The organism is Nocardiopsis camelliae (assembly GCF_028993595.1).
In the GTDB taxonomy this organism is placed as follows: domain Bacteria; phylum Actinomycetota; class Actinomycetes; order Streptosporangiales; family Streptosporangiaceae; genus Nocardiopsis; species Nocardiopsis dassonvillei.
In genome coordinates, this window is the sequence record NZ_CP118614.1 from 5,122,667 (window position 1) to 5,135,978 (window position 13,312).

The 13,312-nt window shown below is 73.6% G+C and carries 12 protein-coding genes and 1 pseudogene; 6 read left to right on the top strand and 7 right to left on the bottom strand.

The features are described 5' to 3' along the window. Nucleotides 1-150: 150 nt before the first annotated feature. The gene (locus tag PV789_RS22330) at nucleotides 151-1,053 is read left to right on the top strand and encodes an aminoglycoside 3'-phosphotransferase (RefSeq protein WP_274974404.1); all 903 of its coding nucleotides are present in this window, start codon (nucleotides 151-153) and stop codon (nucleotides 1,051-1,053) included. A gap of 49 nt (nucleotides 1,054-1,102) precedes the next feature. Here PV789_RS22330 and PV789_RS22335 read toward each other — a convergent pair whose 3' ends face one another. The 4 genes from PV789_RS22335 to PV789_RS22350 form a co-directional block, all read right to left on the bottom strand. Beyond that, complete coding sequence (locus PV789_RS22335) at nucleotides 1,103-2,767, bottom strand: BCCT family transporter (protein ID WP_274974405.1); 1,665 nt, start codon at nucleotides 2,765-2,767, stop codon at nucleotides 1,103-1,105. A gap of 458 nt (nucleotides 2,768-3,225) precedes the next feature. Beyond that, complete coding sequence (locus PV789_RS22340) at nucleotides 3,226-4,107, bottom strand: alpha/beta fold hydrolase (RefSeq protein WP_274974406.1); 882 nt, start codon at nucleotides 4,105-4,107, stop codon at nucleotides 3,226-3,228. A 278-nt stretch (nucleotides 4,108-4,385) separates the two neighbouring features. Next, nucleotides 4,386-5,204, bottom strand: coding sequence for an aldo/keto reductase (locus PV789_RS22345; RefSeq protein ID WP_274974407.1), 819 nt, complete (start codon nucleotides 5,202-5,204; stop codon nucleotides 4,386-4,388). An 87-nt stretch (nucleotides 5,205-5,291) separates the two neighbouring features. Then, on the bottom strand, nucleotides 5,292-6,302 hold the full coding sequence (locus PV789_RS22350; protein WP_274974408.1) for an NADP-dependent oxidoreductase: 1,011 nt from the start codon (nucleotides 6,300-6,302) through the stop codon (nucleotides 5,292-5,294). A 100-nt stretch (nucleotides 6,303-6,402) separates the two neighbouring features. Here PV789_RS22350 and PV789_RS22355 point away from each other — a divergent pair, with 100 nt between their 5' ends. The 3 genes and pseudogenes from PV789_RS22355 to PV789_RS22365 all read left to right on the top strand — a co-directional run bounded on the left by PV789_RS22355 (nucleotide 6,403) and on the right by PV789_RS22365 (nucleotide 9,659). Continuing rightward, entirely contained in the window at nucleotides 6,403-7,359 is a 957-nt protein-coding gene (locus tag PV789_RS22355) for a LysR family transcriptional regulator (RefSeq protein WP_274974409.1), read from the top strand. A gap of 273 nt (nucleotides 7,360-7,632) precedes the next feature. Then, on the top strand, nucleotides 7,633-8,679 hold the full coding sequence (locus tag PV789_RS22360) for an endonuclease/exonuclease/phosphatase family protein (RefSeq protein ID WP_274974410.1): 1,047 nt from the start codon (nucleotides 7,633-7,635) through the stop codon (nucleotides 8,677-8,679). 142 nt (nucleotides 8,680-8,821) lie between these two features. Next, a pseudogene (locus PV789_RS22365) lies at nucleotides 8,822-9,659 on the top strand (TIGR03619 family F420-dependent LLM class oxidoreductase). Nucleotides 9,660-9,759: 100 nt separating this feature from the next. On the opposite strand, the gene PV789_RS22370 reads toward PV789_RS22365, so the two are convergent. Then, nucleotides 9,760-9,996 carry a hypothetical protein gene (locus PV789_RS22370; RefSeq protein ID WP_274974411.1) on the bottom strand — a complete coding sequence of 79 codons (237 nt, stop codon included), beginning with the start codon at nucleotides 9,994-9,996 and terminating at the stop codon, nucleotides 9,760-9,762. Between the two features lie 196 nt (nucleotides 9,997-10,192). On the opposite strand from PV789_RS22370, the gene PV789_RS22375 reads away from it, so the two are divergent. Together PV789_RS22375 and PV789_RS22380 are read left to right on the top strand one after the other, a co-directional pair. Beyond that, on the top strand, nucleotides 10,193-10,822 hold the full coding sequence (locus tag PV789_RS22375) for an HAD-IA family hydrolase (protein WP_274974412.1): 630 nt from the start codon (nucleotides 10,193-10,195) through the stop codon (nucleotides 10,820-10,822). A gap of 140 nt (nucleotides 10,823-10,962) precedes the next feature. After that, on the top strand, nucleotides 10,963-11,421 hold the full coding sequence (locus tag PV789_RS22380; RefSeq protein ID WP_274974413.1) for a GNAT family N-acetyltransferase: 459 nt from the start codon (nucleotides 10,963-10,965) through the stop codon (nucleotides 11,419-11,421). 62 nt (nucleotides 11,422-11,483) lie between these two features. Here the strand turns inward: PV789_RS22380 and PV789_RS22385 are convergent, their stop codons facing one another. Continuing rightward, nucleotides 11,484-12,269 (bottom strand): class I SAM-dependent methyltransferase, encoded by a 786-nt coding sequence (locus PV789_RS22385; protein ID WP_274974414.1) that lies wholly within the window; start codon nucleotides 12,267-12,269, stop codon nucleotides 11,484-11,486. Between the two features lie 73 nt (nucleotides 12,270-12,342). Then, a complete protein-coding gene (locus PV789_RS22390; RefSeq protein ID WP_274974415.1) occupies nucleotides 12,343-13,299 on the bottom strand; it encodes an AraC family transcriptional regulator in 957 nt (318 codons plus the stop codon). Nucleotides 13,300-13,312: the final 13 nt, after the last annotated feature.

Genomic DNA, 13,312 nt, shown 5'->3' on the forward strand with positions numbered 1-13,312 from the left:
GGCGGCGGGTCCGGCGCGTACCCGGTGGAGGCCACCGGCGCCGCCGACCGCTGGGAACCGGGCGGGCGCCCGGACAGGGCGTGCCCGGTGGTGCCGCCGGTGCCGTGACCCGCTGGGAATCCGGCGGGCGCCGGGGCTAGGGTGCGGGGCATGCGCATCCCCGCGTCCGTGGACGCCGCCCGTGCCGAGGAACTCGACGTGGGGCTTTCCGGAGCCCGTGTGGCCCGGCTGTTCGACGCCCGGGACCGTCCCTTCGCAGTGCTCAAGTCGGTGGACGCCGACCGCCCCGACCTGGTGGCCGAACTCCTGGGCCAGGAGCGGCGCCTGCGCTGGTTGGCCGGGCGGGGGCTGCCGGTGCCGCGCGTGCTGGACTCGGGCTCCTGGGCGGGGCTGCGCTGGCTGACCATGAGCCACCTGGACGGGCGCGCCGCCCACGAGCCCTGGCCCGCCGGGGAGCGGTCGCGGGTGGTCGTCCTGCTCGCCCGGGCCGCCCGCGCGCTGCACCGCGTTCCGGCCGCGGAGTGCCCCTTCGACATGACGCTGCCCGCCCAGCTCGAACGGGCGCGGGAGCGGGTCGCCTCCGGGCTGGTGGAGCGTTCCTGGGCCGCCGCGGGCAGGCAGGGGCCGCCCGCCGCCGAGGTGCTCTCGGAGCTGGCCGCGCTGGCGCGCGCCCTGGGCCCTGGGCCAACCGCGCTGGTCCACGGCGACTACTGCCTGCCCAACGTGCTGCTCGACACCGGCTCCGTGCGCGGCGGTGCTGGGGGTGCTCGCCGGTCCGCGGGCGGGGACCTCGGTTCCGCGCGGCCGGACGGCTCCCCGGCCGCCGGGGAGGGCCGGGCGGACGGCTGGGCCCTGGTGGACCTGGGGCGGGCCGGACTGGGGGATCCCCACGCGGACCTGGCCGACATGGCGGGCAGCCTGCTCAGTCCGATGAACCCGCAGTTCGGGCCGCGGGACGTCGAACGGTTACTGGACGCCTACGGGCGGGAGGACGTCGACCCCGAGCGGCTGCGGCTGTGCGCCGGGGTCAACTCCTTCTTCTGGCCCGTGTGAGGGCCCCGGCCGGAGCGGCCGGGGCCTGTGACGGCGCTGCGCCCTCCCCCTACCGGGGAGCGCCGTTGCCGTTGCCCCCGTTGCGCTCACCGGCGCGGGCCCCGGCCTCGCCCAGGCGCCGGTGCCGCCGCTGGATCCGGCGCGCCCTGGTGGCCAGCGGGGCCTTGCGTTCGCGCTGGAGGCCCGACCCCTCCGCGAACTCGCCGTGCAGCGAGCGCACCAGCCCCACCATCATGAAGAAGCCGATCACGAAGAAGGGCAGCCCGAACACGATGATCGTCTGTTGCAGGGCGTCCAGGCCGCCCACACCGGTGGCGGTGAGCACGGTCGCGGCGACGACGCCCTGGGTGATGCCCCAGAACACCCGCTGCCGGGTGGGGTTGTCGCTCTTGCCGGAGCAGAGCATGTCCACCACCAGGGATGCCGAGTCGGCCGAGGTGGTGAAGAAGATGATGACGATGAGGATGGCCAGCACCGACACGACCGTGGTCAGCGGGAAGTGCTCCAGGAAGGCGAAGAGGGAACCGGGGATGTCCCCCTGCGTGACCACCTCGTCGACCAGGCCGCCGCCCTGGTTGCGCTCGATGTCGAAGGCCGACAGGCCGAACACGCTGAACCACACGACGCTGAACGCGGTGGGCGCGGCCAGCACGCCGAGGATGAACTCGCGGATGGTGCGGCCCTTGGAGATGCGCGCGACGAAGATGCCGACGAACGGCGACCAGGTGATGGTCCACGCCCAGTAGAAGACGGTCCAGGAGCCCTGCCAGCCGGTGTTGGCGAAGGTGTCGTTCCAGAACGACAGCGGGACCAGCATCTCCAGGTAGACGCCCGTGGTCTCGATGATCCCCTTGGCCAGGTAGAGCGTCGAGCCGGCGAGGAAGACGAAGACCAGCAGCCCCACGGCCATGTAGATGTTGATCGTGGACAGCCACTTGATGCCGACGTCGAGGCCGGTGGCCACGGAGATCACGGCGATGGTCGTGACGATCGCGATGAGGATGAGCTGGCTGACGCGGTTCTCCGGCATGCCGAACAGGATGTTGAGGCCGCTGTTCATCTGGAGCGTGCCCAGGCCCACGGTGACGGCGACGCCGAACAGCGTGCCCAGGACCGCGACGATGTCGATGGTCCGCCCGATGGGGCCGTTGATCCGGTCGCCGAGGAAGGGCTGGAAGACCGAGCTGACCCGGAAGGGCAGGCCCTTGCGGTACACGAAGTAGGCGAAGGCGAGCCCGGGCAGGCAGAAGATCGTCCAGGTGTGCAGGCCGAAGTGGTAGAGCGTGAAGCCCATCGCCTCCTCGGCCGCCTCGACGGTCAGCGGGTCGACCCCGGAACGCGGCGGTTCGGCGTAGTGGCTGATGGGCTCGGCAACGCCCCAGAACATCAGGATGCTGCCGATGCCGGCGGCGAACAGCATGGCGAACCAGGCGGAGTTGCTGTAGTCGGGCGTGCTCTCCGGCGATCCCAGCCGTACGCGCCCGAACCTGCTGAACGCGATCCAGATCAGGAAGATCAGGAAGGTGGTCACACCGAGGATGTAGAACCATCCCAGGTTGGTGAGGATCCAGCCGGAGGTGGTTCCGAAGACGGCGTCCACCGTGTCGGTGAAGAAGATCGCGGACACCACGAAAACGATGGTCAACGCGGCGGACACGAAGAAGATCGCCGGGTTCGTCTCGAGCCCCAGCTTTTGCGCCAGCTTTTGGAACATGCCGATTGCTTTCTGGTGATTCGGGGACGTTCGTCGAGGGACAAGGGCCCGTCAGCCCGCACCGACCTCGGGCAAGGATACGTCCTTGGGGGCGGGGTTCCCTGTTTATCCTTCCTTTCCGGGAGAGTCGGGAACGTCCTTACCCGCCACCATTAGCAACACACCGAAAAATCGCTGTTTAAATATGCCGAAAGCCACATTAGGCATGTTCTTGCGGGGTTGAATGCGCTACGCACCCTTTCGCGCGCATACGTACCACCCCGTCACCGCGCACGGGAGCAGCGGAGGAGACCGGGGACCTCAGCCCGGAGAAGGACGGCCCGGAACGGGCAGGAGCCGACCGGGCGACGCCCGCGAACCGCGCGCGGCGGCGCGCTCCGCCCCCACGCGGCGGGGCCGGGAGCGCCGGGGCGGGGAGGGCGGGCTCTCCGACGGGCTCCGCCCCCGCGCGGAGGCGGTCAGGCGTCGAGTTCGCCCAGCAGCTCGCGCACGCGCTCCGGCTGCTCGTACAGCGACAGGTGCCCCGCGCCCTCGATGGTGTGGACGTCGGCGTCCAGGAACCGGCGGGCCGGGCCGTGCAGGCGCGCGGGCGAGAAGAACGGGTCGTGCGACCCGGTCGCGACGGCGACCGGGGTCCGGGCCCAGGCGCGGAAGTGCTCCGCCGGCAGCGGGCTGGGGGTGGACCCCGCGCGGCAGTACCGGGCCACCAGGGTCAGCCACTCGGCCTCGGCCCGGTGCTTGTCGCACTCGGTGGAGGGGCCGCTGAGGAACTCCACCAGGCGCCCGCTGGTCTGCTCGTTGGGGTGGATCATCCACGGCAGGGTGGCGCGCATGGACTCGGAGCTGACCCCGGCCGCGGTCAGTCCGGCCGGGTTGAGCAGCAGGATCCCGGCGACCAGCGGGGACGGCGTGGAGGCGAGCGCGATGGCGGCGCCGCGCGAGTGCCCCAGCACGAGGACGGGTCCGTCGGTGATCTGGGGCAGGAGCTCGTCGAGCCACGCGCCGTAGGTCTCGATCCTGGCGCCGCCGACCCTCTGATTGCAGCTCAGGCCCGGCTGCCCGGGCAGGTCGACCAGCAGCACCGGCCGGTCCGCGGACAGCGCGCGGGCCGCGGGCACCGTGGAGGCCGCGTTGAAGTTGGTGCCCGAGAGCACCAGCACCGGGGTGCCGGGGCCGCCCGCGGAGCGGAAGGCCTGCGTGCTGCCCAGACGGGTCTCCACGGGCGGGAGGGGTCCGAGTTCGGGCCACTGGCTCAGGGCTTTGTGGCACCAGGCGTGCACGGAGCGCTCGGCGTTGTCGGAGCGGTACACGCGCGCGGTGCGTTGCGGGACGACGGTCATGATCTGCTTCGCCTAAGAGGAGACTGGCCGCCGTCCTTGCTTGTCGGCGCGCCAAGAGAGGACTGTACGCCTCCGTTCGGCACCACGCCACTCGGGGACGCTCGGAGTGTCCCAACAGACACGCGAAAGAGATCCGCACCCGGCACGGGGTGTCCCCTGTTGATCCGTTCGCCCTGCTCTGAGGGCTTTCGTCCGTCCCTTCTCGGCCGTGTCCGGCCCCGCTCCCCCGGCCCCGCGGGGGTGTTCCCGGACCGGGCGCCGGCCCGGGAACACGCCGGTCAGCCGACCGTGGCGGGGTCCGAGCCGATCCGGCCGCCCCGGTCGAGAGCCGAGACCCGGTCCATGTCCTCGGCGGACAGCTCGAAGCCGAACACGTCGAAGTTCTCGCGGATACGGGACGGGGTCACCGACTTGGGGATCACGACGTTGCCGAGCTGGAGGTGCCAGCGCAGCACGACCTGCGCCGCGGACCTGCCGTGCTTCTCGCCCAGGGCGGTCAGCTCCGGGTCCTCCAGCAGCCCCTTGCCCTGGCCCAGCGGGCTCCAGGCCTCGGTGAGGAGGCCGTGGCGGGCGTTGACGGCCCGCATGGCCTCCTGCGAGAAGTAGGGGTGCAGCTCGATCTGGTTGAGCACGGGGACGACGTCGGTCTCCGCGACCAGGCGGTCCAGGGTCTGCTCGGTGAAGTTGGACACGCCGACGGCCCTGGCGCGGCCCTCGGCGTGGATGCGCTCCATCGCCTTCCAGCTCTCGACGTAGGCGTCCTGCCGAGGGCAGGGCCAGTGGATCAGGTACAGGTCCACGTAGTCCAGGCCGAGGCGGTCCAGGCTGGCATCGAAGGCCTTGAGGGTGCTGTCGTAGCCCTGCTCGTCGTTCCACAGCTTGGTGGTGACGAACAGCTCCTCGCGGGCGATGCCCGACTCGGCCAGGGCGCGGCCCGTGCCCCGCTCGTTGTCGTAGATCCTGGCGGTGTCGATGCTGCGGTACCCGGTCTCCAGGGCGGTCGCGACCGCGGCCCGGGCCTCGTCGTCGGGAACCTGCCAGACGCCGAACCCGAGTTGGGGCATGGTGAGGCCGTTGTTCAGCGTGACGTACTGCATGAGCGCCCTTCCGTCGTGGCGGACTCGTTGTTGCTCGTGGGGTGCTCCCCCATGGTGGCCACCTGGAGTGCACTCCAGGCAAGCGGTTCAGGGTGTGAGGTGGACCAGCATCTTGCCCGTGTTGGCGCCCCGCATCATGCCGAGGAAGGCCCGCACGGCGTTGTCGATGCCGTCGACGACGGTCTGCTCGGTGCGCAGCCTGCCGTCGACGATCCACTCGGAGGCGCGCTCGGCGTACTCCTTCATCAGGTGGCTGTGGTCGCCGGCGATGAACCCGCGCAGGGTGAGGCGCTTGCCGACGGCCAGGAACAGGTTGTCGGGGCCGGGCTCGGGCTTGGTGGCGTTGTACTGCGAGATCGCGCCGCACAGGGCGATCCGGCCGTGGTTGCGCATCGCGGCGATGGCGGCCCTGAGGTGGTCGCCGCCGACGTTGTCGAAGTAGACGTCGATCCCCTCGGGCGCGGCCTCGGCGAGCTGCTCCTCCAGGCGGCCCTCGCGGTAGTCGATGGCGGCGTCGAAGCCGAAGTCCTCCAGGAGGCGGCGCCTCTTCTCCGGACCGCCCGCGGAACCGACCACCCGGGACGCGCCCAGCTGGCGGGCGATCTGGCCGGCGGCGGACCCGACCGCTCCCGCGGCGCCGGAGACGAACACCACGTCGCCCTCGCGCACCGGGGCGACCTCGGTCAGACCGGCGTAGGCGGTGAGGCCGACCATGCCCAGCACGCCGAGGTAGGCCTCGGCGGGCGCCAGGGAGGCGTCCACCGCGCGCACGGACTCCGCGGGCAGCAGCGCGTACTCGCGCCATCCGGCCCCGTGCAGGACGGTGGTGCCCACGGGGACGTCGTCGCTGCCGGAGACGGTGACCACGCCCACCGCACCGCCGTCCATCGGCTCACCGAGCCGGAACGGGGGGACGTAGGACTTGGCGTCGTTCATGCGGCCGCGCATGTACGGGTCCACGGACATCCAGTCGTTGCGCACCAGGACCTGTCCGGGTCCGGGATCGGCGACGGTGGTCTCCACGAGGGAGAAGTCGGTGGGCTCGGGCTCGCCGACGGGACGGACCACCAGGTGGACCTCCCTGCTGGTGACGGACATGACGTGACCTCCGTGACTTCGCTGGGTGTTGGCGCGGTGACCCGCGGACCGAACAGACACTAGTCCGACTATCCATTCACCGACCAATAAAATCGGCGAGGTGAGCTATAGGAATGTCAATGGTTCGGGCACGGCGGCCGACCCGGGGCCCGGCGGGCCGCTCGATCTGCAGCAGTTGAGGACCTTCCTGGCGGTACACCGGTCGGGGTCCTTCACCGCCGCCGCGCAGCTGCTGCGGCTGTCGCAGCCCACGGTCACCACCCAGATCCGTTCCCTGGAGCGGCGGCTCGGACACCCCCTCTTCGAGCGGCTGCCCCGGGGCGTGGCGCCGACCGCCGAGGCCAACGACTTGGCCGCGCGCGTGGCCGAACCCCTGGACGCGCTGGAGGTGGTGGCCGGGCGCGGCGGGGGCGGCACGTCCGCGTCGCCCCCGCCGCTGCGCGTGGCGGGTCCCGCCGAGGCGCTGCACGCGCTGGTGCTGCCCGCGCTCGCGCCCCTGGTGGAGGGAGGCCTGCGGCTGCGCGTGCGCACCGGTCCGGCCGAGGACCTGCTGGAGGAGCTGCGCCGGGACCGGCACGACCTGGTGGTGTCCGCGGTGCGGCCGCGCGGGCGGACCCTGGTCGCTGAACCCCTCGCCGACGAGGAGTTCGTGCTGGTGGCGTCGCCGGGGTGGGCGGACCGGATCGGCCGCGACCGGCTCCTGCGCCAGGGCGCCTCCGCGCTGTGCGCGGTCCCGCTGGTGACCCACGACGAGGAACTGTCGGTACTGCGCCGCTACTGGCGGCAGGTGTTCGGGGTACGGCTGACGTGTGCGCCCGCGGTCACCGTGCCCGACCTGCGCGGGGTGGTGTCGGCCGTCACGGCGGGGGCGGGGGTGACGGTGCTGCCGCGCCACCTGTGCCGGGAGGCGCTGGCCGAGGGCCGCCTGGTGGCGCTCCTGGCCCCGGAGGAGCCTCCGGTCACCACGCTGTACCTGGTACGGCGCCCGGGGGTGGCGGACAACCCGTGCCTGGAGGGGGTGCACCGGCGCCTGGTGTCGGCCGCCCGCGCCTGCTGAGGGGGCCGCCCGGGGGTTCGGAGCCACCAGGGGCTCGGCGCCGCCGGGAGCGGATGCCGACAGGGACTCGGCGCCGCCGGGAACGGATGCCGACAGGGACTCGGCGCCGCCGGGAACGGATGCCGACAGGGGGTTCAGTGCGGCCGGGGGCTACGCCCGGGGGTTCAGTGCCATCGGGCCCGGGTGCCGCGGCCGCCCCTAACCCGCGCCGCGGTGGTGTAGTCCTAACCCGGTGAAGGGCGGGCGACGGCGTCCGCTCCGGGGAGGACGGCGATGGAACGCGTACGGGTACCGGACAGTGGCACGGAAGCGGCGGACGACGGGGGCTCCGGGCCCCCGGGCCGCTCCCCCGCGGTGACCGTGCTGGTCGCGCTGGCCGCCGCGGGGCTCGCGGTGTTCGCCCTGCTGCGGGTCCTGGGCCTGGAACGGGGCTGGCCCCTGGTGCCCGCGCTGGCCTTCACGCCCTACGCGCTGGCCGCCGCTCCGCTGGCGGCGGTGGTGGCCGGACTGCTGCGGCGCTGGGGGTCCATGGCGGTCCTGACCGCGGTGACGTTGGCGCTGGCCGCCGTGGTCGTGCCCCGCGCGGTGCCGTTCGGCGTGACCTCGGCGGGCGGTCCGGTCGTGCGGATCATGACCCTGAACATGCTCGGCGGCGGCGCCGACGTGAACCGGGTGGTGTCGCTGGTGCGCGACCGGAAGGTGGACGTGCTCACCCTCCAGGAGGTCACCCCCGACCTGGTGCGCGAACTGTCCGCCGCCGGGCTGGACGGCCTGCTGCCGCACGCGGTCGACCGCTCCGACCCCCGGGGCGTGCACGGGAGCACCGTCCATTCGGCCTTCCCGCTCACCGACGCCGGCGGCGGGGAGGCGGGCCGGGACGCGTTCGCGATGCCGACCGCCGTCGTGCGGCTGCCCGAGGACGGCGACGGGGACGGGGAGGACGACGTGCTGGAGGTGACGTCAGTGCACGTCCCGCCGCCGCTGTCCCCCGCGTACACCGACTCCTGGCGCGGGGAGCTGGAGGGCCTGGCCGAGGCGGACGACCCGGACACGATGCGGGTCCTGGCCGGGGACTTCAACGCCACGCTCGACCACGCGGCGCTGCGCGAGGTCCTGGACGCGGGGTACCTCAGTTCGGCCGCTGTCCTGGGCGAGGGGCTGGAGCCCACGTGGCCGGTGGGACGGGCGGTGCCGGGCCTGGCCATCGACCACGTGCTGGTGCACCCCCGGATGGGCGTCGACGGACTGGAGGTGGTGGAGGTGACCGGCACCGACCACAGGGCGGTGCTGGTCGAGGTGTCCCTGCCCTCGCCCCGCTAGGCTTCCCGGCTTCCCGGCTTCCCGGCTTCCCGGCTTCCCGGCTTCCCGGCTTCCCGGCTTCCCGGCTTCCCGACGGGGACGGTACGGGGACGTCCGGCCCGTCCTTGACCCTCGCACCGGTGGCACGGTCTACCGTCGCCCCGTGAGCGAGTTGACCGAACCGATCACGGGAACCGCCCTCCAGGTGGTCCTGCCCGACGAGTCCGCGCGGATGTCCCCGGGAACCCTCGTCGACCTGGGCGTTCGCGCCGAGGAACTGGGTGCGGACGCGGTGTGGCTGCCCGACCACCTGCTGCCGCCCGCGCCCTACGGCCGCACCTTCGACGGTGTGTACGAGCCGCTGGTGACCCTGGCCCACCTCGCGGCCCGGACCCGGCGGATCCGGCTGGGCACGTCGGTGCTGGTGGCGCCGATGCGCGACCCGTTCGTCCTGGCGAAGCAGGTGGCGACCCTGGACGCCCTGTCCGAGGGGCGCTTCGTCCTGGGCGTGGGGACCGGCTGGTCGCGCGAGGAGTTCGAGGCCGTGGGGTCGGACTTCGCCACGCGCGGCGCCCGGACCGACGAGACGCTGCGACTGCTGCGGCACCTGTTCGAGGGCGAAGGTCCGTTCGAGGGGCGTTTCCACTCCTACGAGCGCGGGGTGTTCGCCCCCCCGTCCGGCGCGGCGCGTGCCCGTGATGGTGGGCGGCACGTCCGAGCGGGCGCTGCGGCGGGCCCCTGAGTGGGCCGACGTGTGGCAGGGCGTGGGACTGGACACGGCGGGGTTCGTGGAGGCCCGGAACCGGCTGCGGGAACTGACCCCGCGGCCGGTGCGCGCGGGAACGCGGATCGCCTGGTCCGGGGGCGAGGAGGAGTTCGAACGCGCCGTCGGGCTGTTCCGGGAGCTGACCGCCGCCGGGGCGGACGCGGTGGCGGTGTGGTTCGGCGACGCGGAGGGCTTCGGCGACCGGATGGAGCGGTTCGCGGCGGCACTGCGCTGACAGGGGACGCAGGGCCGAGCGACGGCGCCGCGCCGACCGGCGACGAAGTGCCGACCAGCGACGAAGCGCCGACCGGCGGCGGAGGGCCGGTGCGGCGTTCCTACTCCTGCGAGCCGAAGAGCCCCCGACCCCCGTACTTCTTGTGGATGGCCTGCTTGGACACGCCGAGCACCCGGGCGATCTCCGCCCAGGTGGAGCCGCGGTTGCGGGCGCGGCGGACAAGGACGGCCTCGACCCGCTCCATCTCCCTGCGCATCCGGACGGTGGCGTCCAGACCCACCAGCGGGTCGTCGGCTCCGGTGGCGCGGGCGAGGGAGGTCAGCTGTTCGGCGTCCATGGGTCAACTGTAATTGACATACCCGTGGTGGCGCACCCGTGGCGTGTCCTCGTCGTGCGGGCGGAGGAGGGCCGGACCCCGTGCCGGATCGGGTCGGTCCCCCCTCCCGGCGGCCCGGCGGGGTGCCGCCGACGACGCCCCGGCGGTCGCGGGTGGCACCCTGGAGTCCCCGACGAGGACCGGACGAAGGAGTGACGTGGGCGGCTACGACGAGGCGACCGTGCTGTTCGACCTGGACGGCGTGCTGGTGGACTCCACCGCGAGCATCCGCGCGGGGCTGACCGCGTGGGCCGTGGAGCGCGGCGTGGACGTGGGCGCGGTGCTCGAACACCACCACGGGCGGACCGACGTGGACCTGGTCCGCCTCTTCGCCCCGCACCTGGACCCGCTGACCGAGGCGCCACGGATCGAGGACCACGAGGCCGCCGCCGGGGACGGTGTCCGGGGCGTGCCCGGCGCGCGCGAACTCCTCACCGAACTCGACGCGCGCGGACGCCCCTGGGCGATCGTCACGTCGGGGAGCGACCGGATCGCGCGTTCGCGGATCGCGACGGCGGGGCTGCCCCTCCCCCGCGTGCTGGTGACCGCCGACCAGGTGGCTGCGGGCAAACCCCACCCGGCCCCGTACCTGCTGGGCGCCGAGCGCATGGGGGCCGCCCCCGAGCGGTGCGTGGTGGTGGAGGACTCGGTGAGCGGGGTCCGCTCCGGGCTGGACGCGGGCATGCCCGTAGTGGCCATGGCATCCACGACCGGCGCGGAGGATCTCGCGCACGCGACGACCGTGGTGGCGGACCTCGAAGCCGTGGCGGCGCTGCTGCTCCCGTGACCGCCGCGCCGGGTCGGCCCGCCCGCGACGCGGGGAAGCGCTCCGAGCGGCCGGGCCCCTCTCATTCACGACCGCTCGGGGCGAGGCCCCGTCGACCGCGTCCGGCGGCGCCGGAACGCCTGACGACGTACGGAGCACCCTTGAACGAGGGCATCACCATCGACCGGGCCCGCGCAGAGGACGTGGCGGCGATCGTCGCCATGCTCGCCGATGACGAGCTGGGCTCCCGGCGCGAGGACCCCGGGGACCCGGCCCCCTACCTGGCGGCCTTCCGAGTGATCGACGCCGACCCGCACCAGTTCCTGGCGGTGGCCCGCCGCGGGGGTCAGGTGGTGGGAACCCTCCAGTTGACGTTCCTGCCGGGTCTGTCCCACCGGGGCGCCACCCGCGCCCAGGTGGAGGCGGTGCGGGTGCACTCGGACGAGCGCGGCGGCGGCCTGGGCACCGGCCTGCTGGTCTGGGCCGAGGAGGAGGCCCGCCGCCGGGGAGCCGCCATGCTCCAGCTGACCTCGGACGCCTCGCGCGGGGACGCGCACCGCTTCTACGAGCGGTTGGGGTACACCGCCTCCCACGTCGGTTTCAAGAAGCGGCTCGGCTGAGCGGACACGCAACGGCGAACGCGGAGCCGAGGACCCGCGACCGAACGGGCACCGGCGTGCGGCTACGGCGTCCGGCGGGCCAGGTGGAGCCGCGTGACGTAGGGGACGCGCACGTTCCCGTCGGGGAAGTGCGCGGTGACGAGCCCGGTGAGGGCGGCCCGCGTGCGCTCCTCGCCGATGTTGCGGACCACGGCGGCCATCCTGCTTGAGGACAGCGCGCTCCCGACGAAGCCCGCGGTGTCGAGTTCGCGCGTCCAGGCGGTGGTGGACTCGGTGGCGTCGGCGAGGCCGTCCTGAGCTTCCATCTCGGCGACCGTGTCGTAGGCGCGGTAGTCGCGCCGGTAGTCGTCGCCGTACTCCTCCATCAGGCTCTCGTGGGCGTCGACGAACGCACTGGCCGTCCAGTCGCGGTCGTTGTTGAGGACCGCGACGGTGCCGCCTGGCAGGAGCAGGCGCGCGGCCTCGGCGTAGAAGGCGGGCCGGTCGAACCAGTGGACGGCCTGCGCGGCCAGCACGAGGGAGGCCGACGCGTCGGGGAAGGGGACCTCCTCGGCGCGGCCGTCCACGTACTCGGCCCCGTCGAGTTCCCCGGCGGCGGTGGCCCGCATGGAACGCCCCGGCTCGACGCCGACCACACGGGGATCCGGACCGAAGACGCGGCGCAGGGCGCGGGTGGAGATGCCCGTCCCCGCGCCGACGTCGAGCAGGAGCCGGGGCTCGGGCCGGGAACTCCGCTCACCGGCGAGGACGTGGGCGCGCAGCCGGTCCAGCAGGGGACGGGGGTATCCCGGCCGGAAGCGGCGGTAGCCCTCGCTGAGCTGGTCGAACTCCTGGGTCCTGTCGGTCATCGCGCCCCCTTCTGCCGTGCCCTGGTCCCCGGGTCCCGGGAACACCTACCCAACCACGTGGCCCGGGGCCGCGTCAGGCCTCCTGCGGCACGCGTTCGGCCCGGGCGGCCCGGTACGCGGACGGGCTCGCGCCCGTGTGGTTCTTGAACGCGGAACTGAACGCGAACGCGCTCCCGTAGCCCACCCGGGCGGCCACGGCCTCCAGGCCCAGCCCCGGGCTGGCGGTGAGCAGGTCGCAGGCCACCGTCAGCCGCCAGGTGCGCAGGTAGGTCATCGGAGGGGTGCCCACGGCCCGCTGGAAGCGCGCGGCCAGGGTGGCGCGGGAGACCGCGCACTCCCCCGCCAGGGACTCCAGCGTCCAGGGGTCGGCGACGCGCTCGTGGACCAGCTCCAGCGCCCGCGCGACGACGGGGTCGCTGCGGGCGGTGAGCCAGTTGGGCGCGCTGTCGGGGTTGTCCTCCAGCCAGGCGCGCACCGCCATCACCAGCAGGCAGTCCAGGAGCCGGTCGTTGAGGCTGGTCTGGGCGACGTGGCCGGTGGTGATCTCGCGGGCGAGCAGTTCCACCAGCGCGGGGTCGACCCGGCCCTCGGGGAGCACCGCCAGCGACGGCAGCGCGGCCAGGGCGAGGCGGCCGACCTCGCTGTCGTCCAGGTAGGCGCCCACGACCATGGTGTCGGTGCCGTCGGGGTCGTTCCCCCAGGTGCCGACGCCGTGGCTCATGGACACGTGGACCTCCGCGCCGTCGCGGGCCACGCACCGTGCACCCGGCAGGGCGGTGACGGTGGGCTCCCGTCCCGGGCTGTCGGCGATCACGTAGGGCTCCGGGCCGCGCACGAGCACCAAGTCGCCGGGACCGGCCTCGGCCTCCTCCCCGCGCGCCGCCACCCAGGCGCGCCCGGAGGTGACCACCACCAGGGTGAGCGCGGCCTCGTCGCGGATGTCGATGCCCCAGGGCGGGCTCATGACGGTGCGCAGGGTGAAGGCGCCGCGCGCGCGTGGCCCGTCCAGGAGGTGCACGAGGGGGTCCATGGCCTCACCCTAA

What these genes read in the sequence shown, in the direction of transcription:
- PV789_RS22335 (WP_274974405.1), bottom strand. Translation starts at nt 2,767, where the DNA reads ATGTTCCAAAAGCTGGCGCAAAAGCTGGGGCTCGAGACGAACCCGGCG.
- PV789_RS22385 (WP_274974414.1), bottom strand. Translation starts at nt 12,269, where the DNA reads ATGACCGACAGGACCCAGGAGTTCGACCAGCTCAGCGAGGGCTACCGC.
- PV789_RS22390 (WP_274974415.1), bottom strand. Translation starts at nt 13,299, where the DNA reads ATGGACCCCCTCGTGCACCTCCTGGACGGGCCACGCGCGCGCGGCGCC.
- PV789_RS22350 (WP_274974408.1), bottom strand. Translation starts at nt 6,302, where the DNA reads ATGTCCGTCACCAGCAGGGAGGTCCACCTGGTGGTCCGTCCCGTCGGC.
- PV789_RS22340 (WP_274974406.1), bottom strand. Translation starts at nt 4,107, where the DNA reads ATGACCGTCGTCCCGCAACGCACCGCGCGCGTGTACCGCTCCGACAAC.
- PV789_RS22345 (WP_274974407.1), bottom strand. Translation starts at nt 5,204, where the DNA reads ATGCAGTACGTCACGCTGAACAACGGCCTCACCATGCCCCAACTCGGG.
- PV789_RS22330 (WP_274974404.1), top strand. Translation starts at nt 151, where the DNA reads ATGCGCATCCCCGCGTCCGTGGACGCCGCCCGTGCCGAGGAACTCGAC.
- PV789_RS22360 (WP_274974410.1), top strand. Translation starts at nt 7,633, where the DNA reads ATGGAACGCGTACGGGTACCGGACAGTGGCACGGAAGCGGCGGACGAC.
- PV789_RS22370 (WP_274974411.1), bottom strand. Translation starts at nt 9,996, where the DNA reads ATGGACGCCGAACAGCTGACCTCCCTCGCCCGCGCCACCGGAGCCGAC.